The following is a 26,575-nucleotide window of genomic DNA, read 5'->3' as shown; positions in this document are numbered from 1 at the left end:
GAAGTTGACTATGTTCTGGATTTACTTGGGTGCAATTATACTATTGCCGCTTTATGCCCAATTCAAAGTGAAAAGCACATACAAAAAGTACTCTAAAGTGCGTTCTACATCTGGAATGACAGGTGCGGAGGTCGCGCGTCTTATCCTTGACCAAAATGGGTTACAAAATGTGCAAGTGATTGAAAGCCAAGGATTTCTGACTGATCATTATAATCCGATTACGAAAGTTATTGCGTTATCCACACATAATTTCCGAGAGGCATCTGTCGCAGGTACAGCAATTGCCGCACACGAAGTTGGTCATGCAATACAGGATAAGGAAGCCTATTCATTTTTACGTTTCCGTCACCGTTTAGCGCCAGTTGCGAGCATCACTTCCAATGCATCGTGGGTTTTCATTATGATTGGTGTGATTTTCTCAAGCATGAATTCCTTGCTTGGAATCGGTATCGCGCTACTAGCAGTCGGGGTTCTGTTTCAAGTTGTTACATTACCAGTTGAGTTTAACGCATCTACACGTGCGATGAATCAGATTGTTACACTTGGTATTATTCGCAATGAAGAAGAGAAAAGTGCAAAAAAAGTATTGAGCGCAGCGGCGATGACTTATGTCGCAGCAACTGCTGTTGCAGTACTTGAACTGGTTCGTCTTATCCTGATTTTTAGGGGCAGAGACTAAGTAGAATATAAAAAATCCGTCCTCATATTTTGAGGAACGGATTTTTTTTCGGTTACATTTAGTAGAAAAGAAAGTCACACGTGTTGATTAACCAAAAGCAACCAGAAAACAACTGAATCAAACACTAGGCGCTCCGAGTACAGTTGATTTAGATAGCTTTGGATTGAACGATTCCTATAGATTAAGATATCTCGGTAATCGTATGGTGGTCGTTCATCCGTCGCTTTGAAAAGGTACACGAAGTGCTAAAGCTTTTTTGGATGAAAGAATAGTCGGCTTCTTATCTGGATAAAAGCAGCAAAAGATACAATTTGGGCTGCTCACTCCTTCTCTATGGTTTTTCTTTTTTTATTTTAAGGAAGCGTTAACCTCTACAGGAAATCACATGAGGACAAGCGTGATTTTACTGAAAATAAGAAAGGCACGCATTGTAGAAAATGCAAAGGTGCCCGAAATTGTATCTTCGGGCACCTGTAACTTCTGTGGAAAGTCATCTATTCTTATTTTGCAAGCAACTTCAATATTCACTCGAACGTTGTAGGTACGCGACAGGCAACTAATCGGAACAGGATTATAGAAAAGAGGGTGGCTAGTAGTGACGAAGTCACTGCTAGCCACCCTTGTGCCCCGGTAACACTGTCGTGATTAGTTTAGCCGAAAGCGAGCTGGAAACATACTAGTCCAAATGAAGACTTTTGCGCTTTCCGCTTTACTTATCGCTCAAGCGGCTGTTTTTGTTCATCCAGCGTAAAGCCTTCACCCATTACGTCGTGAACATCGGTGAGTGAAACGAAGGCATGCGGATCGACTGACGTTATGATGTTTTTCAAACGAACAATTTCATTTCTTCCGACGACACAATAGAGAATTTCTCGATCAGATTTAGTGAAATGACCGTATCCTCTGAAGACGGTTACACCACGATCCATTTCTTCAGTGATTTTCGTTGCGATATCATCTTGGCTATCAGAGATGATGAAAGCACCTCTAGCTGCGTATGCGCCTTCTTGAACGAAGTCGATGACGCGGGCGCCAACAAACAGCGCAACAAGCGTATACATCATCGAGCGGTGGTCTAGATAGACAGCCCATGAAACGAGAATGACAAGCGCGTCGAATAGAAACATTGTCTTTCCCATACTCCAACCGATGTATTTATGAGCAAGACGTGCGATAATATCTACACCACCAGTTGTTCCGCCATATCTAAAAATGATACCGAGCCCGATGCCGATAAACACACCCGCGAACAGGGCAACAAGAAACATATCGTCTTTTAGATGGATATCAATTTGATAAATCATGAATACTTTAAGGAAAACAGACACAGCAATTGTTCCAATGACTGTATAGACAAATACTTTTTTCCCCAATAGTTTCCAACCGATAATAAACATTGGAATGTTCAAAATGAGGTTCATAATCGCTGGATCCCATTTGAAAGCGAACAGGAGAATCAGTGTAATTCCTGTAAAACCACCTTCGGCAAGTTCGTTTTGAATATTAAAATGGACGAGACCGAAACTGAAAATTGCAGCGCCAAGAATGATGAAAAAAATATTTTTGAATTTGATCCCGTCGAGCATGTAGCGCACACCTTTCTTTTTCAAGCAATATAACTATTATCAGCTATAATTTTTATTTTGACAATAGTGTTATTAATTTATACGATGGTAGAGGGAGTTGACACAAATGGAGCAATCGCAGACGATGGAAAAACTACAACAAGAAGTAGATTTGTACATAAACGGCTTTAAAGAAGGTTACTTCCCCCCGATGGAACTGGTTGCCAGGTTGACTGAAGAACTTGGAGAATTATCGAGAGAAGTACAACATGTATATGGCATGAAAAAGAAAAAATCGAGTGAGGCGATAAAATCACTGGAAGAAGAAACTGGAGATTTGTTGTTTGTTCTTATTTGTTTCGCCAATTCACAGGGAATTAGTTTGGAAAAGGCACTTTCAACAGTTCTTGATAAATTCAAGGATCGGGATGCCGACCGCTGGACAAAAAAGGAGGAAACGATATGACAATAAAAGTTGCAATTGCCGGAGCACGAGGCAGATTGGGGAGCGCGGCGTTAACTGCGATTATGAAGGCTCCAAATATGGATCTGGTTGCTGTTCTCGATTATAAGTATGAAGGTCAGTATTTACATGGAACTGAAGTGAATGATGATGCGAGCGGGATCCCGATTTATACATCCTTAGAAAAGTTGGCGGCTGCCAACAAGCCAGATGTACTTCTTGACGTCACTGATCCAGATGCTGTTTTCAAAAATGTACATGATGCCATCACACTTGGAATCCGACCTGTAGTAGGGACATCTGGGCTTTCTAAGGATAATATTGCCCTTTTGACAGATTTAGCAGCTAAGAATCTGATTGGCGGGATCATTGCGCCAAACTTCTCAATCGGAGCGGTATTGATGATGAAGTTTTCGGCCATTGCAGCGCGTTACTTAGGTGATATAGAAATACTTGAAATGCATCATGACAATAAGGTCGATGCTCCATCAGGAACGGCAGTAAAAACAGCTGAAATGATTAGCGAGGTTAGGGACTCACATAGACAAGGACATCCAGACGAAAAAGAACATCAAGCCGGAGCACGGGGAGCGGATTTCGAAGGTATGAAAATACATAGCATCCGATTGCCGGGGCTACTTGCACATCAGCAAGTGCTGCTTGGCGGCGAAGGTGAATTGCTAAGTATTCGCCACGATTCTTTCGATCGAAAATCATTTGCGCCGGGGATTCTTATGGCGATACACAATGTTATGGAACGTCTAGATTTGGTTTATGGACTTGAAAATATTATCGACTAATAGTGAGGAAATAGTACTGTAAGTCGAAAGGGGCACTGTTATTGGAAAAGTTGAAAGTCGGTGTAATCTGCTATCCCTCTCTAGGGGGGTCCGGGGTTGTAGCAACCGAGCTTGGAAAAATGATGGCAGATAAGGGCCATGAAATGCATTACATCACATCGAGTAAACCGTTCAGATTTCTGGATGCACACCAAAATATACAATTCCATGAAGTGAAAATCGATGGTTACTCGGTGTTTAAATATCCACCTTATGATATTGCGCTCGCCAACCGTATTGCGGAAGTAATCGAGACAGAAAAACTTGACCTTCTTCATGTCCATTATGCTGTACCTCACGCGGTATCGGCTGCACTTGGTAAAGATATGGCGAATTCCACGATTGGCGTCATCACGACGCTACATGGAACAGATGTAACTATTCTTGGACATGATCCGGGACTGCGAAACACAGTGCGTTATGGAATCGATAAATCTACGATTACAACAGCTGTGTCCGAATCGCTTCGATTAGAGACATTGGAATTGATTCAACCGAAAAAAGATCTGGTAACTATTTATAATTTCATCGATGAAAACAAATACCATCCGGTCAATCCTGGTACACTAAAAAGCGATTTTGGGATTAAGTCGGATGAAAAAGTGATTGTCCATATTTCGAATTTCAGGAAAGTGAAACGAATTCCCGATATTATTGAAAGTTTCAGGGGCGTATTGAAAGAAATCGATGCAAAACTGCTTCTTGTCGGGGACGGACCTGAAAAAGTGGAGATGGAAGCGCTCGTTATGGAATTAGGTTTGCAGGCTCAAGTTATTTTCACGGGAAAACGGGATGACTTACCTGAACTTCTAGCTATCAGCGATGTCATGTTTCATTTGTCGGAAAAAGAGGCGTTCGGCCTTGTTCTGCTGGAAGCGCTCGCTTGCGGATTACCTTCAGTTGCGACAGATGTCGGTGGGATTCCGGAAGTGATTGAAGATGGTGTCAACGGTTTTCTTGTCCAAGTGGGTGATACAAATGCGGCAACACAAAAAGCGTTGCTACTACTGAAAGACGATGACTTACGTGCTACATTCAGGGAAAACGGACTGATAACAGCGGCAGACAAGTTCCATTCATCTACAATCGTTAATCAGTATGAAAAACTTTATTATGAGGTGGCGGGTAATAAATGACGACATCATTCGGAACCGTGCCGAGCCGCGAAGTTATCCATATCCTTGAAAATGCAGGATATGAAGCTGTTTTTGTCGGAGGTGCGGTACGGGATCACCTTTTAGGGAAAACGGCGACGGATATCGACATTGCAACTTCTGCGGAACCTAAAGAAGTAAAAGCAGTATTTCCGACAACTGTAGATATTGGTACAGCACATGGTACGATCCTTGTGTTGATGAATGGTGAACCGATTGAAGTGACTACTTACCGGACAGAAGGCACGTATACAGATCATCGTCGACCGGATGAAGTTCATTTCGTCAAATCTTTACAGGAAGATTTACGGAGACGTGATTTTACGATAAATGCGCTGGCAATGACAAAAGATGGTGAGCTAATCGATTTGTTCGGTGGTAAGGCAGATATGGCTGAACGAATCATTAGAGCTGTAGGAAACGCAGCAGATCGGTTTAACGAAGACGCACTCAGAATGTTCAGGGCTATCCGTTTTACTGCTGTCCTTGGTTTTGATATAGAAGAACAGACACTTAAAGCGATTCGTGATAATGCTACGCAAATTCGTTACATATCCGTAGAAAGACTAAAAGCTGAAATGGATAAATTATTTGCAGGTGATTATGTAGTTAAAGCTTTTCACAACATACAAAATACAGGATTAAATTTACATTTGCCTCTATTTCCAACAGACACCGAAAAACTCAACCGTACTGTGCCATTCGAATCGGCAGTTGAAGGTTGGGCTTGTTTTATGATTGTAGGTAACTTTTCACCGTCGGATGTTGCAAGAGCGTATAAATTATCAAACGTTGAAAGAACATTTCTATCAACCGTAAAAGATGCGTACGTGAATCGAATGGATTATCAATTTACGCTTGATGATTATTACAATTATGATTTAGCTACTTTGATTACAGCTGAAAAGTTGATTCGATCAATTCACGCTAATGGCGAAGCAATTTCATTTACGGAAATTAAAAAGATGAAACAGTCACTACCGATTCAGTCCATAGCAGATCTTTCTGTAGACGGTAAAAAACTGATGGAGTGGACAAGCCAAAAGGGCGGCAGATGGATCGGTGAATGGATAGGGAAAATCGAACAAGCCGTCTTGCACGGGACATGTAAAAATGATCCAAACGACATAAAGGAATGGTTTCTATATGAATTCAATCGTGAAAAATGAATTGTTGAAAAGACTGTTCGAAGCAGAAGGCGAACCCGTCTCCGGACAAGAAATTGCTGATCAATTCGGGTTATCAAGGACTGCCATTTGGAAATACGTAAAAGAGCTCGAAAAGGATGGCTACGTGATTGGGACGATTCGAAAAAAAGGGTATTATCTTATCGAATCACCGGATCGGGTGAACGAAGCGAATGTACAAAAATATTTAACAACAAAAAAGTATGGTCAGCACATCCATTATTACGAAACGTGTAAGTCGACGCAGTTAATCGCGCATGATGAAGAACAGAACGGTGCGGCAGATGGAACTGTTGTTATAGCGGAAGAACAAACTGCTGGTAGAGGCCGTATGGCGCGTCCATGGAGCTCCACAGCGGGTAAAGGGATTTGGATGAGTGTAATTACACGGCCATCACTAACACCACAACAAGCCCCACAGATGACGTTAGTTGCAGCGGTCGCTGTAACACGTGCCATTCAGGAAATGACAGGAATTGATCCAGATATTAAATGGCCGAATGATATCCTGATTAAGGGAAAAAAAGTGACGGGTATTTTAACGGAACTTCAAGCAGATCCAGATCAAGTAAAGGCAGTCATTCTAGGGATTGGCATGAACGTTAACCAGAACGAATCGGATTTTTCGGAGGAACTCCAAGGCATAGCTACATCACTAAAAATGCTAACCGGGAAGCCCATTGATCGTTCGCAATTGATTGCAAAAACGCTTGGATTTCTTGAAATATATACTGAACTCTATGTTAAACACGGATTTGGGCCGATCAAGATGTTATGGGAAGGCTACTCTAATACGACTGGGAAACGAATTCGAGCGGTTATGCTCAATGAAACGATTGTCGGGACAGCTCTCGGTATCTCTGAAGAAGGTGTACTCGAACTTAAACTTGATGATGGTACCATCCGAGGTATCTATTCGGCAGATATCGAACTTTCAAATTGATCGCTATACATGTAACATCCAATTTGTTATAGTAGTTTCGAAGGGCGGTATCTAGTGTGAACTGCACCTGTTAGAAATTTCGGTAAACTTAAATTCAATATGATCTGCCTTGATCTTTACTAAAAGACAGGGACGGAGGAAACCATCACAAGATGATACAACCCTTCTGTCCATTTTTTGGCGCAGAAGGGTTTTTATATCCGGTTTCTTCTCAAAGAGAGGGGAATAATACTATGAAAAGCACAGTTGATTTTATCAAAATGAAAAAGGCTAACGAAAAGATTGTTATGCTGACGGCTTATGATTATCCATCTGCAAAACTTGCGGAGGAGGCGGGAGTCGATATTATTCTCGTGGGTGACTCACTTGGTATGGTCGTTCTCGGCTATGATTCGACAATTGCGGTTACCACGGAAGACATGATCCATCATGGCAGCGCGACTAGAAGAGGGGCGAAGGAGACGTTTCTTGTTGTTGACATGCCATTCGGATCTTATCACGGTAGCGCAGACAGAACACTAACAGATGCGGTCCGCATTTTTCAACAAACAGGTGCTAATGCATTAAAGCTTGAGGGTGCAGGGAACGTGGTCGATACGATTCGCCTCCTAACTGGAACAGGAATTCCGATTGTGGCACATCTTGGTCTATTGCCTCAGTCGGCATCCGTTGTCGGCGGTTATAAAGTACAAGGGAAGACGGCGGAAGCGGCTCAGCAACTTATAGATGATGCACGTGCATGTGAAGCAGCAGGGGCATTTATGATCGTCTTAGAATGTATTCCTTATCAGCTCGGGGAACAAGTTGCTGCAGCAGTTTCGATACCAATAATCGGCATTGGTGCAGGAGCGGGAACGGATGGCCAAGTGCTTGTATACCATGACACTGTGAAGTATGGCAGTCATCACGTCCCGAAATTTGTTGAGACGTTTGCGGATGTTGGAACAGTTATCCATGAAGGTTTGAAAAAGTATGTGTCGTCAGTGAAAGATGGTTCATTCCCGGCAGAACGCCATCGTTTTACGATGAAAGAGGAAGAATTAACGGCGTTATACGGAGGCAATACGGATGGCAATTGAAATGGCGGTCGTTCACTCGATTGAGACCCTGCAAGGCATGATTGACCGTAATAAACGCGAGGGTCGTACAGTAGGATTCGTGCCAACGATGGGTTTTTTACACGAAGGTCACTTGACGCTTGTCAAGCATGCAAGAGAGCACAATGATGTGGTTGTCATTAGTATTTTTGTCAATCCAGCGCAGTTTGGCCCTGGAGAAGATTTTGAAGCCTATCCTCGTGATGTAGAACGTGATGCAAGTCTGGCTAAAGAGGCAGGGGTCGACATTTTGTTCATGCCGACTTCAGAAGAAATGTACCCGCAAGATGGCGGTGTTCGCATCTTACCGGGACCTCAGTCAAAAGTTCTATGCGGAGCATCTCGTCCCGGCCATTTCGATGGCGTTCTTAAAGTTGTCTTGAAACTATTTAATATTGTTGACCCGGACCGTTCGTATTTTGGTATGAAAGATGCGCAGCAACTGGCGATTATTGAGACGTTTGTTCGTGATTATAACTTGAGAACGTCAATTGAACGGGTTCCTATTGTACGCGAGAAAGATGGCCTTGCGAAAAGTTCTAGGAATGTCAATCTTACTGAAATGGAACGTATGGAGGCGCCAGTTATCCAGCAAGCACTTAAAAAGGGTGTATTGTTGTTTAATGAAGGTGTCTCGGTCGATGAAATTGAACGGGAAATCACAGCTCATATTATGGAAAATAGTTCGGGCATAATGGATTATGTTTCGCTGCTGTCTTATCCGGAACTTACAGAATACGATGGTTCATCAGACGAGGCGATTCTTGCATGCGCTGTGAAATTCGGAAAAACAAGGTTAATAGATAATACAATTATGTCAACAAAGGATGGTTATCATGTTCAGAATGATGATGAACAGTAAATTACACCGAGCAACTGTAACAGAGGCTGATTTAAACTATGTCGGGAGCATTACGATTGACGCTGATCTCCTCGACGCAGCAGGTATGTTGCCAAATGAGAAAGTACATGTAGTTAACAACAATAATGGTTCACGCTTTGAAACGTATATCATTGCAGGGGAACGCGGGAGCGGTGTTATTTGCGTCAACGGTGCGGCTGCAAGACTAGTGCAGCGTGGCGATATCGTTATCATCCTATCTTACGTCTATGTGACGGATGAAGAAGCGCGTACGCATGAACCGACCGTTCTTATAATGGATGAAAAAAACCGAGTGAAAGAAATTATTCGCGAAAAACAAGGTATGACTATCTAATTAAAGAGGGCTCATTTTGAATCGGTACGCATGATTCCGAATGAGCCTTTTATATTTCATGTCAATTTGTATATATTGAAATAAAGTACTTCATTGAATTTGCCACCGCTCTCGGCTGACCCTTATAAGGTGTCTTGGTTCAGTTGATAGAAGTATTCATTTGTTCAACATATATATGGGCTTAGTACCGACTCGAAAGCCAGAATGTGATACAATCTGCAGTAGTATGTTAAACAGGAAGTTGATGATTGAATGCACAACAAAACGTATGCAGTCGTCGATCTTGAAACAACCGGCCATTCACCGGCTAAAGGGGATCGGATGATTCAAATCGCGATTGTGTTTATAAAAGATGGAATAATTGGGGAGAAGTATGTCCGTTTTGTAAATCCAGGACAAAAAATCCCAGCTTTCATCCGTCAATTGACGGCTATTTCCGATGAAGACGTGAAAGACGCACCGTTTTTTGAGGAAATTGCGGCAGAAGTTGCCACCCTTTTGGAAGGGACGGTATTTATAGCACATAATACTGACTTCGACTTGTCTTTCCTCCAAAGTGAGTTTGCGAGATGCGGTGTTGGTAAGTGGGCAGGGAAGAAAATCGACACGGTTGAACTTTCTAAAATCTTAATCCCATCCGCTCCAAGTTACAGGTTACAAGATATTACTGAAGAGCTTGGGATACCGCTGGGGTCGGCCCATCGCGCTGATGATGATGCAGAAGCAACTGCAAAGCTGTTTCTTATTTGCATGACTAAATTGCATACATTACCAGAGGATACGCTGAATCTTCTGCACCGTAGATCGTTTCGATTGAAATCCGATCTTTCGACTCTTTTCTACGAAGCGCTAAAAATGGCGCGGATGAAAAAAATAAGCCCGGATTATTCATTTTTCCGGGGAATCCCTTATCGGAATATGTCCATTGCAAGGGATAATCACTTTGATCATCCTGTGTACCCAATTGACAATCAGGAGAAAACGGCTCAATTGAAAAAAGCTTATCCTGATTTTGAGCGAAGGGAATCGCAATTTGGGTTTATGGATACAGTGTGGCTTGCATTGTCTGGACAATCAGAAATTATTGCAGAAGTGCCGACTGGAATCGGAAAAACCATGGCTTATCTCTTACCAGCAGCAATTCATTCAATAGCGATTGGGAAACCAGTGGTTATCAGTACATACACCAATCATCTTGCTGATAAAATATTGGACGAAGAACTAGGTAAAGCCAGACTAATACTTGGATTTGATGTGACTGCGACCGTATTGAAAGGTAGAGAACAATACATTTCACTTGGTAAATTCGAGGAACTGCTACGAATTGCTGATGAGTCGTACGATGAAACGTTTGCCATCATGCAAACGCTTGTCTGGCTTACGGAAACTGTGTCCGGTGATTTGGAAGAACTGAATGTATCGGGTGGAGGCCAGCTGTTTGTAGACCGAATTCGAAAGCGGTCCAATGTGCTTGCAAAAGATGAACAAGTTGCTGATTATCATTACAGGTTGCTGGAAAGATGCGGACATTCAAATTTAATCATTACAAACCATTCCATGCTCCTTTCTGATATGAATAGAGAGCAAAAGATTTTCAGCTCACTCGCTGGACTCATTGTCGATGAGGCCCATCAATTTGTTCAAGCGGCAACATTTATGAATGAAACCGTATTTTCCTACACGAATTGGAAGTATGTAATGGGACAAATAACGTCTGATGCGACGGGACAACTGTTGCATCAGGTTGATAGGCTTAATACTCAATTCGGAACAAATCAATCTCGCAGTAGAGCTCAGTTGGATTCTGCATTCATGAAGTTTTTGACATTGTTCGATTATGCGGTAGGCATCTTGACTACATTTAACCCTGCAAAGCGCAAGAAGCAACAGGGCAACAGAATCATTTATTCGTTAGCTGAACTGAACTATGGTAGAAACGATTTTTCAAAAGTTGCTGAAGCGATGTCAGACTACATTCATCAAGCTGAATTGTTCACAAGTGGCTTAGCAATTCATCTTGACAATATGACCAAGAATGAACAGGCACTACTTTCGGAATGGGATTTTTGGGTCCGTGAAATGACCATCAAAGCGGGAGAATGGGTTGAAGTCTTTGTAGATGAAAATTTAGAAGATTTTACAGTTTGGATGGAAAAAGATATGCGCAGTATTCCGGGGAGTCTAACTGTTATCAAACGTTCACTAGATGGATCTGGGCTGATTCGTGCGCTCATTGACAGGCTGAAGGATGAACAAACCGGCATTGTGTGGACATCTGGAACACTTGCGATTCCGGAAAATGAGCGTTTCATTGCAAGACAGCTGGGTATCACTGATTCTATACCACTCTTAACATTTGATGCGCCTGCCCATTTCTATGAAGGTGCGGAAGTATTCATTGTTAATGATATGCCTGATATTCAGCAAGTCAGTCAATCAGATTATATCGAAGCCGTTACAGATGCGGTCGTTCAGACTGTCTTGGCCACGGGCGGAAGGCTCTTTGTCTTGTTCACTTCACAAGATATGCTCAGAAAAACCTATGATCTAATATCGGAAAGTCAGCAGTTAGAGGATTATACGTTGTTTGCACAAGGAATTAGTTCAGGTAGTCGGATCCGATTATTGAAGTCTTTCAGGCAGTTTACTAATTCCGTTCTATTTGGAACGAACAGCTTTTGGGAAGGTGTTGACGTACCTGGGGATGCGTTGGCTGCCGTTATCGTCGTCAGGCTACCGTTTTCATCCCCAGAAGAGCCAGTTTACAAGGCGAAGGCGGCTAAGCTGACGGCTTCTGGGCTGAATCCATTCACTGAGCATGCATTACCAGAAGCGGTTATGCGATTACGGCAAGGTTTCGGCAGACTCATTCGTTCATCTTCAGATAAGGGCTTTTTCATTATTTTGGATAGGCGGATTGAAACAAAGTCGTATGGCCCGCGTTTCTTGGAGGCATTTCCAAATGTACCTGTGAAAAAAGTGTCACTCGAACATATGGTTAATGAACTCGAAAATTGCTATAATGAATAGGTATCTTAAAGGAAGCGAGTCATAATGATTCGAAAAAAACATTTTTACGACGTACAGGACGTGAAGATTTATGCTGAATTGGATTAAATTCATCGTCGTCTTCCTTATAATGTTAACTTCGGTCATCACCGTCATGGTTTTAGTTAATGCCGAAAAACCTTTTTCGGCGGCTAAAAAGGCAGCAATCGAATCCGCGGTTCAATCGGGACAACTCGCATCAGTAAGTTCTGCTGATGTTTTCAATGGTACAATTCCGACTGTAACGGTATTCGGTGTGGACGCGGATGGCAAAGAAAAAGCGGTCTTCGTTGATGAAAACTCAAAAGATGGTTTTAAAGAAGTGAAGTTGACGGATGGGATTTCGGCAGAAAAGGCTGTTGCAAACGTCAAAAAGGAACTGGATGTAAAAAAAGTTCTTCATGTAAAGCTTGGCCAAGAGGAAGAGGGCCCAGTTTGGGAAGTCGCATTTAAAAGTGATAACGGAAAACTTAATTACGTTTATGTGTTTTTCGAGAACGGTCAATGGTGGAAACGAATATTGAATCTCTAAGGGAGCGATACAATTGACGAAATCATTAGCATCCAGGGTGAATACTCTTTCGCCATCAACGACGCTTGCCATAACGGCAAAAGCGAAAGAAATGAAGGAATCAGGTATAGATGTAATTGGTCTTGGAGCGGGAGAGCCTGATTATAATACACCTGCTAACATTATTGAAGCGGCGTATACATCGATGAAAGAAGGCAAGACGAAATATACGCCTGCCGGTGGTCTGCCTGCTCTAAAAGATGCCATCATTCAAAAGCTACAAAAAGACCAGGGATTAGACTATTCTAGAAAAGAAATCATGATTGGGATTGGTGCAAAGCATGTACTATATACTTTGTTCCAAGTTATTCTCAATCCGGACGATGAAGTAATCATTCCATCGCCTTATTGGGTCAGTTATCCAGAACAAGTGAAGTTAGCAGGAGGAGTTCCTGTACATATCGAAGGGACTGCGGCAGCACAATTTAAAGTGACGGCCCAGCAAATCCGTGACGCGGTTACATCTAAAACAAAAGCAGTCATCATCAACTCGCCGGGAAATCCGACAGGCATGATTTACTCAAAAGAAGAATTACAGCAAATTGCCGATGTTTGTCAAGACAAAGACATCTGGATCATTTCGGATGAAATTTATGAAAAACTTGTATATGATGGGGCAAAACATGTTTCCATTGCCCAGCTCTCCGATGACGCGAAAAAAAGGACACTGCTTATTAATGGCGTATCCAAATCACATTCAATGACTGGCTGGCGGATTGGTTATATAGCGGGTGATGCAGAAGTTGTTAATGCGATGACAGATCTTGCAAGTCACTCGACGTCAAATCCGACGACAACTTCCCAGTATGCGACAATCGAAGCCTATAACGGGCCGCAAGATGCAGTTGAAACGATGCGTAAAGCTTTTGAGTCTCGTTTGGAACAGGTCTATCCGCAACTATCGGCTATTCCTGGGTTTAACGTTATTAAGCCGCAAGGCGCTTTCTATCTTCTTCCGGATGTATCAGAAGCAGTTAAGAACACAGGGTTTGCGAATGTGGATGATTTCGCAGCAGCATTATTGACGACAGCAAATGTCGCTGTAATCCCTGGATCTGGTTTTGGTTCTCCGGATACTATTAGGTTGTCTTATGCAACATCAATCGAATTACTTGAAGAAGCAATTCGACGTATTCATGCATTTGTAGAAGCAAATTGGAAAGAATAAGAAAAGCACAAATGCCTTGGTAGATCCGACAAGCGCTGGAGGGCCTTAAAACTTAAGGCCTGAAGCGACAGTAGTAGGCATCTTAGGATCGCGACATCCTGTCGCAACAGCTACATAACCCACGTCCTGTGGGCCAAGGGGCTGGACGCTGGAGTCTGGACACTACTCCAGTTGAAAAACTTATACTTTCATGTCTTTTAAAAAATAGAGAAGTTTAACTTTCGGAGGTTATTATGAAAACAATCATGATACATGAAATGCCAAACCACGCTGGTGAAACAGTTCGTATCGGTGGATGGCTTGCCAATAAACGCTCTAGCGGAAAAATTGCTTTCCTACAGCTACGTGACGGTTCGGGATTCGTCCAAGGAGTCGTAGTTAAAGAAGTTGTCGGCGAAGATATTTTTGCAAAAGCAAAATCAATGACACAAGAAAGCTCTCTTTATATTACAGCAGAAGTAACTGTAGATGAGCGTTCTACATTTGGTTATGAACTACAAGTGAAAGAAATTGAAGTTATTCATGAAGCAGTCGATTATCCAATCACACCGAAAGAACATGGAACTGAGTTTTTGATGGACCACCGTCATCTATGGCTCCGGTCTCGTAAACAGCATGCTGTTATGAAAATCCGCGACGAAGTAATTCGTGCAACGTATGAGTTTTTCCATATGAACGGATTTGTTAAAGTAGATCCTCCCATTTTGACAGGTTCTTCACCAGAAGGGACATCTGAACTGTTCAAAACAAAATATTTTGATGAGGACGCATTTCTTTCACAATCAGGTCAGCTCTACATGGAAGCTGCGGCTATGGCACTTGGAAAAGTGTTCTCATTTGGGCCGACATTCCGTGCAGAAAAATCAAAAACACGCCGTCATTTGATTGAGTTTTGGATGATTGAACCTGAAATGGCTTTCGTTGAGTTTGAAGAAAGCTTGGTTGTACAGGAGCAGTATGTGACGCATGTTATTCAATCAGTGCTACAAAACTGTCCAATTGAACTAGAAAGACTTGATCGTGATTTGTCTAAGCTTGAAAAAATTCAAGCGCCATTCCCACGTATTTCATACGATGATGCCATCAAATTCCTGAATGATAACGGCTTTGATGACATTAAATGGGGAGAAGATTTTGGAGCGCCGCACGAAACAGCGATTGCTGAAAGTTATGATATGCCAGTATTCATCACACATTACCCAATCGGCATCAAGCCGTTCTACATGCAACCACATCCTGACCGAGACGACGTTGTCTTGTGTGCGGATTTGATAGCTCCTGAAGGTTACGGAGAAATCATCGGTGGTTCTGAACGAGTTCATGACTATGAGCTGATGAAACAACGAATTAAAGAGCATAACCTAGATGAGTCTGCTTATGAATGGTACTTGGACCTTAGTAAATATGGGGCAGTACCGCATTCAGGATTTGGGCTCGGACTTGAACGTACTGTCGCTTGGATTTCCGGTGTAGAACACGTACGTGAAACGATTCCGTTCCCACGTCTATTGAACAGATTGTATCCTTAATACCTAAATAGAAGAGAGGAGTTCGGACATGCAACACGAAGAACGGCTCCGAATTTGGATTGAGCAGGGGAATGTAAACATTTCCCAGCTCTTTTTTCACAATTATAAAAGTCTCGGGATCAAAGATTTGGACGCAATGCTAATCATGCATATGACAGCATATAAATCCGAGGGCAATCATTTCCCAACTCCTAACGAGTTTGCAAGTCGTATGGATTTAACGGAAAATGAAGTATCCATGGTTTTACAACGTTTAATGCAACACGGTTTACTCCGAATTGGTCAAAGTGAAGATCAAAAAGGGGTTTTACATGAAACTTTTTCTTTGCAGCCATTGTGGGATCGATTAGTCGATCAGATTGCATTCGCAACGAATGAGGCTGAGGAAGAGACCCATAAGAACGCGGAAGGAGAAATTTTTTCGCTGTTTGAACAAGAGTTTGGACGCTTTCTGTCACCAATGGAGTGCGAATCAATCACGATGTGGCTGGATGACGATGGACATACAGTCGAAATTATCCGTGCAGCATTAAAAGAAGCTGTCATAGCACAAAAATTAAGTCTCCGGTATATCGATCGGATTCTTTTTGAGTGGAAAAAGAAAAATGTTAAGACATTGTCTGATGTTGAACGTCAAACAAAGTCATTCCGGACCGTAGGGACACGTCCGTCACAGCAGCCAGAAAAAACTGTTTCGGTAAAACGTGTTCCTTTCTATAACTGGCTGGAAGAACGGGATTAGGTGGGAGTACATGCTGACAAAAAAACAATGGGAATTTTGCCTTGAACAATTTGGCGAAATGTTCCCAGATGCACATTGTGAACTGGTGCATGACAATCCTTTTGAATTGACAATAGCAACGCTGCTATCTGCCCAATGTACGGATGTTCTCGTGAATCGGGTGACGGCGGAGCTGTTTAAAAAATATAAAACACCTGAAGATTATCTAGCGGTTGATGTCGAGGAACTACAAACGGATATCAGGTCGATTGGATTATTCCGCAATAAGGCGAAAAATATTCAAGCCCTAAGTCAAATGCTTATTGATAATTTTGATGGGGAAGTACCGGCTAATCGTGACGTTATGATGACGTTACCAGGCGTTGGCCGTAAAACGGCGAATGTTGTCGTATCGAATGCATTTGGCATACCTGCTATTGCTATCGATACACATCTAGAGCGTGTAGCGAAGCGACTTGGTATGAACAGGTGGAAAGATTCAGTGCTAGCTGTTGAAGAAAAAATCATGCGCTGGACACCAATGGAAAAATGGACAGATACGCATCATCAAATCATTTTTTTCGGAAGGTATCATTGTAAAGCGCAAAATCCCGGATGTAATGTTTGTCCACTCCTGCCGTTATGCAGGGAAGGGAAGAAGAGGATGAAAGCAAATGCCAAATGAAGTAAATCGTATAAGTAAGGAGCTACTGGCACCTTATTTTGATCAATGGGAAACAGTACGGGATCAAATTGAAGCTTTTTATGACCAAAAAGATCATCAAGCAGTTGAGTTGATGAATGTGGCGATTGACAATTATAGTGAATTACTTGAACAAGGTGGGAAAGTGTTAGATGACCGTAAAGGAAAGGTTGTTTATACGTTACTTCCACTGAATGGCATAGAGCGTTTCGAATTTGTGAAAGATAAAATAACGAGCCATTACGCTCATGTTCAACTGGATGCTCTATTTACAGAAACCAAAAAGAAAGTTGCCAGATTGGCGATACAAAAGAAATAAAAAAGCAGAAAGCGAAATGCTGATTAGGCATTTCGCTTTCTGCTTTTTAGTTTAGTTACGGGGAACCAGTACCGTCATCAGTAGTGGTTCCATCAGTCCCGGTTCCTGGTTCTGGTGGAACCGGGGTGCCGGTCCCATCATCGGGGGGCGTACCCTCGTTACCGCCATTACCATTGTTGCCGTTATTACCGTTATTACCGTTGTTGTCATTGTTACCGTTATTGCCGTTGTTCCAGTCGTTACCGTTATTGCCATTGTTCCAGTCTTCACCATCTGGGTTTTCAGTATCAATTTCTTCATCAGGTACTGGGACTTCTTCGGTAACCTCTTCAATCTGAACGGTCGTAGTAGCTGGACTACTAACTAAGTCGTCGAGTTTAGCAACGACGGAGAACGTATATTTCCGACCAGCTTCGGCTCCTGAGAATGTAACTGACGTGTCTGTTGTCGTTGTCATTTCTTGCATATCGCTACCATCCACACCCACTAATACGGTGAACTCTACATTGCCTATGATAGCTTCCGAAACTGGAGCATTATGGGACCAGTTTAAATCAATAGAACTCGTTTCTTCATTATATTGAGCAGCCAAACTATTTGGTGCTTCAAGTTCGATAATTTCTTCTTCAGCAACTTCTACGGGCGCAGTTCCTCTGACGAATAGTTCTGTACGCTTCCTATTGCTAGGTGTCGTCCGACTTGCTAAAACAAGTGGATTTGAACCGTATTCAATCGTCGCTTCCTCCACAGAGTCAGGTTTTTGGAACCGTGATGTATTTTTCCCAGCAGAAATGTCACTCATGACCATGCGAAACAGATTTTGAGGGACATACCTGCCTTTATCGAATGTAGTGATAGGTGTTGCATATTTCTCGTAACCACCCCATACGGCAATTGTGTAATCTGTCGTATAGCCAGCAAACCATGAATCGGGAACGTCTGAATTTTTCAAGCCGTTCTTTGTTATGATTTCAGATGGATAGTTTGTTGTCCCAGTTTTACCGGCAATATCCAGACCTGAAATAGCTGCTTTGGTTCCTGTTCCGGCTGTTAATACTTCACGTAAAATGTCCGTTACCATATATGCAGTCGAATCTTTCATGACTGTTTCTGATTTTGGTGTCATGTTAGGTGCTTTTTTTCCATCTCTAAAAATAATTTCCTTGATGGCATACGGTTTTGTGTAATTCCCACCGTTACCAAAGGCTGAATAGGCTCCTGCCATTTGAAGTGTAGAAAAATCATATTCTCCGCCGCCAAGTGCATTGGAAGAATTCAATTTATCAAACGGAAGTCCGAGCCCTTTCGCAAAAGCGCCTGCCTTTGCAGTTCCGACCTCTTCAAACACTTTTACTGCAGGAATGTTGCGGGATTTGTATAATGCTTCTCGAATTGTCATGGTCCCTTGATATTTACCGTCGACGTTCCGAATGGCTTTATCTGTCCCTTTATAGTTGTAAGGTTCATCTACGACCGTATTTCCTGTTGACCAGCTAAGGTTTTCGATGGCTGGGCCGTAAGAGAGAATCGGTTTAATCACCGATCCGGGTTGACGTTTTTGGTCTGTAGCAAAGTTCCAGTCCGTTCCAGAATAATTACGCCCTCCACCGACTGCAACGATTGCACCCGTTTTGGTATCAAGAACGGTCATTCCGGCTTGCATTTTTTCGGATTCATATAAATCGTTCGTATTTAATGCATTCTCCACAGATTGCTGAGCTGCAGGATCCAAATTCGTTTGAATTTTTACGCCTTCAGCAAGTAAGTGTGACATACCCGCTTCTTCCAATTCAGAGAGCACAAGATCGACATAAGCTGGGTATTTTGTGTTGCTAACCTGTCTTTTGTCGTCAGCCAGTAATGTTCCTGTGACTGGCATCGCCTGTGCTGCTTCCATTTCGACTTTAGTAATTTTTTTATGCTGGTACATTAGCCCAAGTACGATATTGCGTCGTTTTTTAGCACGAGCCGGGTTTTTATAAGGATTGTATCCGTTTGGACTTTGTGGAAGTCCTGCTAACATAGCGACTTCGTGTAGTTCAAGTTCATTCAGATTTTTACCATAAAAGTATTTTGAAGCTGTTCCAAATCCGTAGTTATTTCCGGACATCAGAATCTTATTAAAGTACATTTCAAAGATTTCTTCTTTTTCATACTTACGTTCAAGCTGGAAAGCGAGCCATGCTTCTTGTGCCTTCCTTTTTAACGTTTTCTCTTCTGACAGGAATGAGTTCTTAATGACCTGTTGGGTAAGTGTGCTCGCTCCTTGAGAACCGAAACCACTTCTAAAGTTCGCGATGACTGCACCACCAAGCCTCCAAAAATCCATCCCGTGGTGGGAATAGAAACGGACGTCTTCCGTTGCAAGTATTGCATCTTGCATCGGGTCCGGGATTTCAGCGTAGGGAACGAACTCCCTTTTTTCAGCGCCCGATTTCATGAAGACATCACCGTGGATATCAAGTAAATCAGATGATAAGGGGTCTTTTAAAAGGTTTTCGTCGAGATCAGGTGCAGAACTTGCATAAAAAGCGAATAAGCCCGCGCCGCCAACTAGTATGGCAACTCCGATGGCGACGATTGCCAGAACTATCTTCTTAATGATGCCTTTTCCCTTATTCGTCTTTTTACTTTTTTTCTTTGCGCGTTCTGCCTCAATGTTTTTCCGGCGTCCAGCTCTTGAATTTATATTATCGCTCATACATCTTCCTGCCTTTCAGTTGCATTGTTTGATGTCGTTGTCATAATAGACACCGCTTTTAAATAATCGAGCCTTGGATTGAAACGTGGTAGAATCTCCAAGGACATGGTCTCAAACTCTATAAGTGTGATCGATTTTCTTCCACCTTTTTTCATTCTTTCCCAATATTTCTCAAAATTATCATAAGGGACGATAAAATAGCGGTCAAGCGAAGTGAATTTGACAATGAAAAAAACAACTCCACCTTGCTTTGACACAGATTGCATATGTTCCACTTGATGGTCATGAATATTTTGCAATGGAAAAGATGTCGCACTCTTGGTTTCTTTTGCTTCGAAATCAATATAGTTCCCTTGCCATACTCCGTTAAAGTCAGTTGTAGACGGTGTCCTAAAATAGGCTTCGGTTATGACAGCGGCACTTCGCTCCGGATAATTCACGTTTACGACTTGGATTGGAACGGGTTTCTTATGGATGACAGCAATGCCGCGACTTAAATAGAACTCATTCGTTTCATTCAATTCATCTTCCAATGACTTCCCTCGGTTACTGAATGAAAGATCGACTTTTTTTTGATGGCCTATCTTCTGAATGGGTATATATTTCTTGCCGTTCGGATAGCGTATTGTCATAGGTATCACCTCGCATCTCACTATCATACCATATCAATTGGACGGATTAGTGCTCGGAAAGTTGCAATCTAATGTCCAGATATTGAACAAGCTTAAACCTATTCAATAAATCGGAAATAATTATTTATCATATAGGGCGTAAAAAATGTGGCGATATAGATAATGAAGGCTACTAATTAGGACAGCCGATAAGAGTAGAAAGGGGAGTGGATACAAGAAAGGGAACAAGGTATGTGAATAAAATGTAACGATAAAGCTGTTATATCATAGAAGAATGGACATCCAATTACAATCCAAAATAAGCCGATTGCCGATTAGTACAAGGCAGTCAGCTTATTATTTTCGTAAACATAATCTAGTTCCTACATTTTAATACCTCACCCAGCTTAGCCCAGTAGTACCTTCACCTGCATGTACGCCCACACAGACGCTGAGGGGGAGAACTTGTACTTTCAAGTTTGGGAATTCCTGCAATAGCTCTTCTTTCCAACTTTCAGCATTCATTACATTGTTACAGTGGATCACTGCGATTTCTGGGATGCTGCTATTTTCCATGTCGCTGCGCAGTAAATCTGTCACATTTATTTTAGCTCGTTTATTGGCACGAACTTTTTCTTTCATCACTGGTTTTCCATCTTCAAACGAGATGACCACTTTAATATTTAGCAAATTACTTAGAAATGCTTGTGTTCCAGAGACACGACCGCTTTTATGGAGCTGATTTAGATTAGCAGGTATGAAGGATAACTTGGAATTTTCCGTCATTTTTTTGATGGCTGCAACGACTTCTTTAATGTCATGTCCCTGTTCTAGTAGTTCATTGCCAATTTCAATCATTTTGATCATCGGATAGGAGCCGATTTTCGAGTCAATTGGATAGACCTTGAAGTCTACCATTTGTGCAGCTGTTTGCGAGCTATCAAATGTGCCGGATAGGCCGCTAGACACATGCAAGGCAATTGCGCAATCATAGCCTTGCTCCTGTAGTTTTTCATAAAGGGCAACCATTTCACCAATAGCGGGTTGGGATGTTTTGGGGGGATTTTTGGCAATACGTAATTTGTCGTAAAACTCTTCCTGTGTCATATCGACTGTTTCTTTAAAAACAACATCAGCAAATACGATACTCAATGGTAATATATGTACGTTATGTTTTCGTATAAAAGATTCGTCTAGTTGTGCAGCTGTATCAGTAATCCAAGCGATTTTCGTAGCCATTAACAAAGTTCTCCCTTAATGATGCATATTTTAACGTTGAAACAAGCTATCTATTATCGTTAATGTACCTTACACGTTAAAGGAGCACTAGTATTAGTTGTCATATAGAGAAGAAGTTTTAATTTCTGTGACATAATTTGAACATAATTATGATGTACACTTGTATCAAAGACGTTATTCTGCTGGGGAAAAGTGGAGATTACATTTAGTCCTGTTGAAAATTAACTATATAGATTGAGCTAAATGATTCCATTCAATAACGCTTCGGCGCTTCAGGGATGCCTTCCGCGATAAACTAAGGCACTGAAAAAGTACGATTTCCTTCAATCCCGTTGATTTCCGTTCCGAGCGGACGCTTTCCGCGGGCACGGCTTCAGCCAATCGAACAGCAGAGGGTTCGATTTGCCGTATTTCTGCGTTCTTTGCAGAAATTAAGGCATTCTTGCCCCGTGCTCCCAACGCTAGTGCTTTTGCTCGCAAAAGCCGTTCTTCGTAACGGCTCTTCCTGCGGGGTCTTCAGCTCGCGCTGTTCCCGCTGGAGTCGCCGCTCTTCACTACAATCAACTAGTTCTTACTATAAAAAAGAACTTTTTCAGTGCCCTCCCATAAGCCTGACAAGCTTCGCTGCCAGTCTTATGGTTCCAGCTGCCCCCTTGTAAGGCGCCTGCGCTCAGTTCATATGACGTATTCAATACTTCAACCTAAATAGCACTTTATCTAGTAATGAAGGATTAGTAATACCAAGGAATATACGTTCCTATGAATTTGGTGCATCTCGGTCATATCTGTTAAAATAAAAGAAACGTCCGGAAAGGGTGTATCATTATGAATCTACAACAAAAAACTGAAGCGCTACTTGCTGTTTGTAAGGAATGCTTCGAGCGCCATGCGCAGATGAGAGAACTCGATCGGGAACCCGACTTTTTCATAGAAGTAAAACCATATGCAGATCAATATCATACGTTGCTTGATGAATGGACAGAGGAAGTATCTGAATTCATCAAGACAGCCAAGCCGAAATATGTTCATCCAATTCAAATTGAAACACTGACTGACTCTATGAAGCAATTCATCGTCCAGTCATTTTATCAAAAGACAGGTAAAAAACGTTTTATCTTATCGATTAATTCAGCTGAATATACGTTAAAAACAATTTTGGACGCACTACGTCTTGAACAAGAAGGCGATGTACGATGATAAAGAAGAAAGCGGTTCACGAAGTGTTAGAAAAACTGCGCACTGACGCCTCTTTTTCCGCTAACGTCATCCATACTAAAACGATTGCTGAGAAAGAAGCAATCTACGCCGAATTTCCGGGAAAACTCCATCCATCGATTATTAAAGCACTTGCATCCAAAGGAATTGATAAATTATATAGCCATCAAAGAGAAGCCTTCGACCTGGCATCATCCGGAAATTCTATTACCGCCGTTACACCGACAGCTTCCGGAAAATCCCTTTGCTATCATTTACCTGTTATGCAAAGTATCCTCGAAGATGATACATCGAGAGCCATTTATTTGTTTCCAACAAAAGCACTGGCCCAAGATCAGCTGGCGGACCTCCATGAGCTGATTGAAGCGAGTGGGGAAACCATCCTCAGTTATACATACGACGGGGATACTGCACCTGGCTTGCGTTCTAAGGTTAGAAAGTCGGGTCATATCGTGCTGACAAATCCCGATATGCTGCATTCAGGTATCTTGCCACATCATACAAAATGGGTGTCGTTATTCGAGAACTTAAAATACATCATCATCGATGAATTGCATACGTACAAAGGTGTTTTCGGCAGTCATGTCGCACATGTGCTGCGAAGGTTGAAACGAATCTGCAACTATTATGGCAGTGATCCAGTGTTCATCTGCACATCTGCGACAATTGCAAATCCGCAAGAACTAGCGGAGTCGTTGATAAATGAGGACGTTCAAGTAATCATCAAAAATGGAGCACCCGCCGAAAAGAAACATTTTGTCTTCTATAATCCACCGGTCGTTCATCCAACGTTTGGTATTCGAAGAAGTGCTGTACTTGAAGTGCGAGATATCGCCGCGCTTTTATACCGGGAAGGCATCCAAACGATTATCTTTGCAAAAAGCCGAGTACGAGTTGAAATGCTTGTCACGTATATGAAAGCATTGACGAAAAAGAAACTGTTCGATGAAACAGTAATGGGCTATAGGGGAGGTTACCTACCTTCAGAACGCCGGAAAATTGAAAAAGGGCTTCGGGATGGAGCTATCCGTACGGTTGTTAGTACGAATGCACTTGAACTTGGCATTGATATCGGGCAACTACAAGCGTGTATTATGACGGGTTACCCGGGAAATATTGCGAGTGCATTTCAACAGGCAGGGCGTGCGGGAAGACGGCAAGATGAGGCGCTCATTATTTACGTCGCCCAATCCCTGGCTCTCGATCAATATATTATTGAACACCCTGATTATCTTCTTGGCCAATCACCGGAAGAAGCACGGATTCATCCGGATAATATGTTTATCTTAATGGATCATCTTAAATGTGCTTCATTTGAGCTGCCATTTTCTTCGACAGAAACATATGGTGAATTTGACGTACAAGAATTACTCGCGTTCCTTGAAAGCGAAGGAGTTTTGATAAAGACTACAGACAAATGGCATTGGATGACAGACAGTTTTCCAGCAAGTGAAGTGAGTCTTCGCTCTGCAACACAGGAAAACGTCATCATTATTGATAAAACGTATCCAAAAGAAACGAAGGTCATAGGGGAGATGGATCGTTTTAGTGCGATGACGCTCCTCCATGAAGAAGCAATTTATATCCATCAAGGAACCCAGTTCCAAGTTGAGCAATTGGATTGGGATGAAAAGAAAGCCTATGTCACAGAAGTCGATGTCGATTACTTCACGGATGCCAATCTTGCAGTGGAACTGAAAGTGATGAATGAAGATATCGCCGAACAGTTCGGAGATAACAAGGCCGCTTATGGTGATATCGCTGTACTTGCAATCCCGACGATTTTCAAGAAAATCAGATTCGATACACATGATAATATCGGTTCTGGTCCGATTTCATTACCCGCAGAAGAATTACATACGTCTTCCACGTGGTACACATTCGACATACCTGAAGGATGGACGGGCGCTGGACTGACGGATGCGATGACGGGTGCAGCCTATGCGATCCAGTCATTTATCCCGTTATTCGTCCGCTGCGATAAAACGGATATCCATGTTGTGCCGCAAGTGAAAGCTGTTCATACCGGAAAGCCAACTATTTTCATTTACGACAGTTATCCAGGCGGAATAGGTCTGAGTGAAAAGATTTTTGAACGGTGGGATGAGCTGTTGCAAAAAGCAGCCGATCATGTGTCCACCTGTCGCTGCGAGTCGGGTTGTCCGGTTTGTATCGGTGCGCAAGAAGCTGGTATGGGCATGAAACGGGATGTCGGATCCCTTCTTAAGACGCTAGCGGGAGGGGAAAGAAATGTCATATGAACAGAAACTGATGCAAATGAAGAAGTTGTTGAAAAAAACAACTTCTAAAGTGGTAGCTGAAGATGTGCCAGAAGTTGTAAAACCCGTTGCAAAAGTACCTGTCTATGAACAGCAGTGGCTGGACGCGGGTTTGACAAAAGCCGTAAATAAACATGGCATCGTCTATAAACGTATTGTTGAATACGACACTGACCATCAGCACGGAAACATTATTCTTTCGGGTTTGAAGTCAACGATCGATAAATGGAAGAAGTCCGGTGAAGTGCATCCACTGTCTCCGGATTTTTCAAAACCGCTTGTTTTCTTTGATACAGAAACGACAGGTTTAAAAGGAGCAGGTACACTGATATTCCTCATGGGGTTCATTGAACAGACGGCATCATCTTTTAAAATGACGCAGTATGTCCTTCCGGGTCCTGATCACGAAGCGGCATTCCTTTATGCAACTGGATTATGGGAAAAGCCGTCGACAATCGTTACGTATAATGGCAAAAGTTTTGATATCCCAATGGTGGAAACACGATGGACGATGAACCGTAAAGAATTACCGCCACTTCTCAAGCATACCCAAATCGATTTGTTGCATGGTTCCAGACGTATTTGGAAAGGTGAGATGGCAACGTTTCGACTACCTGCAATTGAGGAGGAACAACTTGGTTTCTTCCGACAAGGAGATATCCCAGGGCATATGGCGCCAATCATCTACCAAGATGCTGTTAAGAATGGTCGCGCGGAACTATTAATGAAAGTTCTCGTCCATAATGAATGGGATATCCTTTCACTAGTTGCGCTTTATATACGGTCAACCGATTTGCTATTGAAAAGCGATGTCCGAGAATCGGCCGTGACCCATACGAATATTGGGAAATGGTTTGGTGATTTAAAGTCGCATGACCGTAGTAAACAAATCTTTGAAAGTGTCATTGCCGAGTATGGGATCAATCATCCTGCGACACATTTTCACTTCGGGTTCATCTTGAAAAAGGAACAGGCTTACGAGGACGCAGTCTCTTCATTCAAGATAGCGGCAACAGGTCTTACCGGACGTGAACGAATTATCGCATTAGAGGAATTAGCGAAGCTTTACGAGCATAAGCTGAAAGAGTTAAACAAGGCATTAGACTCCACGAAAGAGGCGATTAAGCTCCTGAAGGCGGATTCCTACTTGGCGGAAAGATTTCGGGCACGTTCGAGAAATGATTTCTTGAAAAGGGAAATAAGGATAACTAGAAAATTATTTCCCAGGCAAGCGCACGAAGCGACAAAAAACGGTTGAAAGTCGGCTTTAGTAAGACAAAGTCGGACAATATATGTTATAATCAACGGTATGTAAACAGAGACGGAA

23 protein-coding genes are annotated in these 26,575 nt (G+C 42.4%); 19 read left to right on the top strand and 4 right to left on the bottom strand.

Annotation, left to right across the window (positions count from 1 at the left end; translation table 11 throughout):
* The first annotated feature begins 10 nt into the window (after window positions 1-10).
* Entirely contained in the window at window positions 11-679 is a 669-nt protein-coding gene (locus tag H7992_RS14945) for a zinc metallopeptidase (RefSeq protein ID WP_067210340.1), read from the top strand.
* Window positions 680-1,392: 713 nt separating this feature from the next.
* Here the strand turns inward: H7992_RS14945 and H7992_RS14940 are convergent.
* Entirely contained in the window at window positions 1,393-2,265 is an 873-nt protein-coding gene (locus H7992_RS14940; protein WP_067210339.1) for a YitT family protein, read from the bottom strand.
* Between the two features lie 106 nt (window positions 2,266-2,371).
* On the opposite strand from H7992_RS14940, the gene H7992_RS14935 reads away from it, so the two are divergent.
* From H7992_RS14935 to H7992_RS14865, 15 genes are all read left to right on the top strand, one after another.
* Window positions 2,372-2,710, top strand: a complete 339-nt coding sequence (locus H7992_RS14935; RefSeq protein WP_067210336.1) for a nucleotide pyrophosphohydrolase — start codon at window positions 2,372-2,374, stop codon at window positions 2,708-2,710.
* Entirely contained in the window at window positions 2,707-3,507 is an 801-nt protein-coding gene (gene dapB, locus H7992_RS14930) for a 4-hydroxy-tetrahydrodipicolinate reductase (RefSeq protein ID WP_187045121.1), read from the top strand. Before H7992_RS14935 ends, dapB begins: the two co-directional genes overlap by 4 nt.
* Before the next feature lie 41 nt (window positions 3,508-3,548).
* Window positions 3,549-4,682: an N-acetyl-alpha-D-glucosaminyl L-malate synthase BshA gene (gene bshA / locus H7992_RS14925; RefSeq protein ID WP_067210332.1), complete on the top strand. Its 1,134-nt coding sequence runs from the start codon at window positions 3,549-3,551 to the stop codon at window positions 4,680-4,682.
* Window positions 4,679-5,869: a CCA tRNA nucleotidyltransferase gene (locus H7992_RS14920; protein WP_187045120.1), complete on the top strand. Its 1,191-nt coding sequence runs from the start codon at window positions 4,679-4,681 to the stop codon at window positions 5,867-5,869. The genes bshA and H7992_RS14920 overlap by 4 nt, the downstream gene beginning before the upstream one ends.
* Complete coding sequence (locus tag H7992_RS14915; protein WP_187045119.1) at window positions 5,847-6,830, top strand: biotin--[acetyl-CoA-carboxylase] ligase; 984 nt, start codon at window positions 5,847-5,849, stop codon at window positions 6,828-6,830. Before H7992_RS14920 ends, H7992_RS14915 begins: the two co-directional genes overlap by 23 nt.
* A 233-nt stretch (window positions 6,831-7,063) precedes the next feature.
* A complete protein-coding gene (gene panB, locus H7992_RS14910) occupies window positions 7,064-7,909 on the top strand; it encodes a 3-methyl-2-oxobutanoate hydroxymethyltransferase (protein ID WP_067210325.1) in 846 nt (281 codons plus the stop codon).
* A 1-nt stretch (window position 7,910) separates the two neighbouring features.
* Window positions 7,911-8,789 (top strand): pantoate--beta-alanine ligase, encoded by an 879-nt coding sequence (gene panC / locus H7992_RS14905; RefSeq protein ID WP_187047910.1) that lies wholly within the window; start codon window positions 7,911-7,913, stop codon window positions 8,787-8,789.
* A complete protein-coding gene (gene panD, locus H7992_RS14900) occupies window positions 8,764-9,144 on the top strand; it encodes an aspartate 1-decarboxylase (RefSeq protein WP_187045118.1) in 381 nt (126 codons plus the stop codon). The genes panC and panD overlap by 26 nt, the downstream gene beginning before the upstream one ends.
* Before the next feature lie 252 nt (window positions 9,145-9,396).
* Window positions 9,397-12,174, top strand: coding sequence for an ATP-dependent DNA helicase DinG (gene dinG / locus H7992_RS14895; protein WP_187045117.1), 2,778 nt, complete (start codon window positions 9,397-9,399; stop codon window positions 12,172-12,174).
* A gap of 70 nt (window positions 12,175-12,244) precedes the next feature.
* Entirely contained in the window at window positions 12,245-12,724 is a 480-nt protein-coding gene (locus tag H7992_RS14890) for a cell wall elongation regulator TseB-like domain-containing protein (RefSeq protein ID WP_187045116.1), read from the top strand.
* 13 nt (window positions 12,725-12,737) lie between these two features.
* On the top strand, window positions 12,738-13,931 hold the full coding sequence (locus H7992_RS14885) for a pyridoxal phosphate-dependent aminotransferase (protein WP_255428446.1): 1,194 nt from the start codon (window positions 12,738-12,740) through the stop codon (window positions 13,929-13,931).
* Window positions 13,932-14,164: 233 nt separating this feature from the next.
* A complete protein-coding gene (gene asnS / locus H7992_RS14880; protein WP_067210314.1) occupies window positions 14,165-15,460 on the top strand; it encodes an asparagine--tRNA ligase in 1,296 nt (431 codons plus the stop codon).
* A 28-nt stretch (window positions 15,461-15,488) separates the two neighbouring features.
* Window positions 15,489-16,202, top strand: a complete 714-nt coding sequence (locus tag H7992_RS14875) for a DnaD domain-containing protein (RefSeq protein WP_067210312.1) — start codon at window positions 15,489-15,491, stop codon at window positions 16,200-16,202.
* Window positions 16,203-16,212: 10 nt separating this feature from the next.
* Window positions 16,213-16,866, top strand: a complete 654-nt coding sequence (nth, locus tag H7992_RS14870; RefSeq protein WP_067210310.1) for an endonuclease III — start codon at window positions 16,213-16,215, stop codon at window positions 16,864-16,866.
* Complete coding sequence (locus H7992_RS14865; RefSeq protein ID WP_187045115.1) at window positions 16,856-17,203, top strand: YpoC family protein; 348 nt, start codon at window positions 16,856-16,858, stop codon at window positions 17,201-17,203. Before nth ends, H7992_RS14865 begins: the two co-directional genes overlap by 11 nt.
* Window positions 17,204-17,258: 55 nt before the next feature.
* On the opposite strand, the gene H7992_RS14860 is transcribed toward H7992_RS14865, so the two are convergent.
* The 3 genes from H7992_RS14860 to H7992_RS14850 form a co-directional block, all read right to left on the bottom strand.
* Window positions 17,259-19,904 carry a transglycosylase domain-containing protein gene (locus H7992_RS14860; RefSeq protein ID WP_187045114.1) on the bottom strand — a complete coding sequence of 882 codons (2,646 nt, stop codon included), beginning with the start codon at window positions 19,902-19,904 and terminating at the stop codon, window positions 17,259-17,261.
* A complete protein-coding gene (gene recU, locus H7992_RS14855) occupies window positions 19,901-20,536 on the bottom strand; it encodes a Holliday junction resolvase RecU (protein ID WP_067210303.1) in 636 nt (211 codons plus the stop codon). The genes H7992_RS14860 and recU overlap by 4 nt, the downstream gene beginning before the upstream one ends.
* A gap of 369 nt (window positions 20,537-20,905) precedes the next feature.
* On the bottom strand, window positions 20,906-21,754 hold the full coding sequence (locus H7992_RS14850) for a DegV family protein (RefSeq protein WP_187045113.1): 849 nt from the start codon (window positions 21,752-21,754) through the stop codon (window positions 20,906-20,908).
* Window positions 21,755-22,579: 825 nt separating this feature from the next.
* Here H7992_RS14850 and H7992_RS14845 point away from each other — a divergent pair.
* Genes H7992_RS14845 through H7992_RS14835 form a run of 3 tightly spaced genes read left to right on the top strand, consistent with a single transcriptional unit; the run spans window position 22,580 to window position 26,506 of the window.
* Window positions 22,580-22,951, top strand: a complete 372-nt coding sequence (locus tag H7992_RS14845; RefSeq protein WP_067210295.1) for a YppE family protein — start codon at window positions 22,580-22,582, stop codon at window positions 22,949-22,951.
* Entirely contained in the window at window positions 22,948-25,230 is a 2,283-nt protein-coding gene (locus H7992_RS14840; RefSeq protein ID WP_187045112.1) for a DEAD/DEAH box helicase, read from the top strand. The genes H7992_RS14845 and H7992_RS14840 overlap by 4 nt, the downstream gene beginning before the upstream one ends.
* Window positions 25,220-26,506 (top strand): ribonuclease H-like domain-containing protein, encoded by a 1,287-nt coding sequence (locus tag H7992_RS14835; protein ID WP_187045111.1) that lies wholly within the window; start codon window positions 25,220-25,222, stop codon window positions 26,504-26,506. Before H7992_RS14840 ends, H7992_RS14835 begins: the two co-directional genes overlap by 11 nt.
* Window positions 26,507-26,575: the final 69 nt, after the last annotated feature.

Source organism: Sporosarcina sp. resist, from assembly GCF_014302295.1.
GTDB lineage: Bacteria > Bacillota > Bacilli > Bacillales_A > Planococcaceae > Sporosarcina > Sporosarcina psychrophila.
This window is presented reverse-complemented; position numbering and strand designations above follow the sequence as displayed.

What these genes read in the sequence shown, in the direction of transcription:
- H7992_RS14835 (WP_187045111.1), top strand. Translation starts at nt 25,220, where the DNA reads ATGTCATATGAACAGAAACTGATGCAAATGAAGAAGTTGTTGAAAAAA.
- nth (WP_067210310.1), top strand. Translation starts at nt 16,213, where the DNA reads ATGCTGACAAAAAAACAATGGGAATTTTGCCTTGAACAATTTGGCGAA.
- H7992_RS14845 (WP_067210295.1), top strand. Translation starts at nt 22,580, where the DNA reads ATGAATCTACAACAAAAAACTGAAGCGCTACTTGCTGTTTGTAAGGAA.
- H7992_RS14945 (WP_067210340.1), top strand. Translation starts at nt 11, where the DNA reads ATGTTCTGGATTTACTTGGGTGCAATTATACTATTGCCGCTTTATGCC.
- dinG (WP_187045117.1), top strand. Translation starts at nt 9,397, where the DNA reads ATGCACAACAAAACGTATGCAGTCGTCGATCTTGAAACAACCGGCCAT.
- H7992_RS14875 (WP_067210312.1), top strand. Translation starts at nt 15,489, where the DNA reads ATGCAACACGAAGAACGGCTCCGAATTTGGATTGAGCAGGGGAATGTA.
- H7992_RS14860 (WP_187045114.1), bottom strand. Translation starts at nt 19,904, where the DNA reads ATGAGCGATAATATAAATTCAAGAGCTGGACGCCGGAAAAACATTGAG.
- H7992_RS14840 (WP_187045112.1), top strand. Translation starts at nt 22,948, where the DNA reads ATGATAAAGAAGAAAGCGGTTCACGAAGTGTTAGAAAAACTGCGCACT.
- H7992_RS14940 (WP_067210339.1), bottom strand. Translation starts at nt 2,265, where the DNA reads ATGCTCGACGGGATCAAATTCAAAAATATTTTTTTCATCATTCTTGGC.
- H7992_RS14850 (WP_187045113.1), bottom strand. Translation starts at nt 21,754, where the DNA reads ATGGCTACGAAAATCGCTTGGATTACTGATACAGCTGCACAACTAGAC.
- H7992_RS14890 (WP_187045116.1), top strand. Translation starts at nt 12,245, where the DNA reads ATGCTGAATTGGATTAAATTCATCGTCGTCTTCCTTATAATGTTAACT.
- panB (WP_067210325.1), top strand. Translation starts at nt 7,064, where the DNA reads ATGAAAAGCACAGTTGATTTTATCAAAATGAAAAAGGCTAACGAAAAG.
- H7992_RS14915 (WP_187045119.1), top strand. Translation starts at nt 5,847, where the DNA reads ATGAATTCAATCGTGAAAAATGAATTGTTGAAAAGACTGTTCGAAGCA.
- H7992_RS14920 (WP_187045120.1), top strand. Translation starts at nt 4,679, where the DNA reads ATGACGACATCATTCGGAACCGTGCCGAGCCGCGAAGTTATCCATATC.
- H7992_RS14865 (WP_187045115.1), top strand. Translation starts at nt 16,856, where the DNA reads ATGCCAAATGAAGTAAATCGTATAAGTAAGGAGCTACTGGCACCTTAT.
- recU (WP_067210303.1), bottom strand. Translation starts at nt 20,536, where the DNA reads ATGACAATACGCTATCCGAACGGCAAGAAATATATACCCATTCAGAAG.
- panC (WP_187047910.1), top strand. Translation starts at nt 7,911, where the DNA reads ATGGCGGTCGTTCACTCGATTGAGACCCTGCAAGGCATGATTGACCGT.
- dapB (WP_187045121.1), top strand. Translation starts at nt 2,707, where the DNA reads ATGACAATAAAAGTTGCAATTGCCGGAGCACGAGGCAGATTGGGGAGC.
- asnS (WP_067210314.1), top strand. Translation starts at nt 14,165, where the DNA reads ATGAAAACAATCATGATACATGAAATGCCAAACCACGCTGGTGAAACA.
- H7992_RS14935 (WP_067210336.1), top strand. Translation starts at nt 2,372, where the DNA reads ATGGAGCAATCGCAGACGATGGAAAAACTACAACAAGAAGTAGATTTG.
- panD (WP_187045118.1), top strand. Translation starts at nt 8,764, where the DNA reads ATGTTCAGAATGATGATGAACAGTAAATTACACCGAGCAACTGTAACA.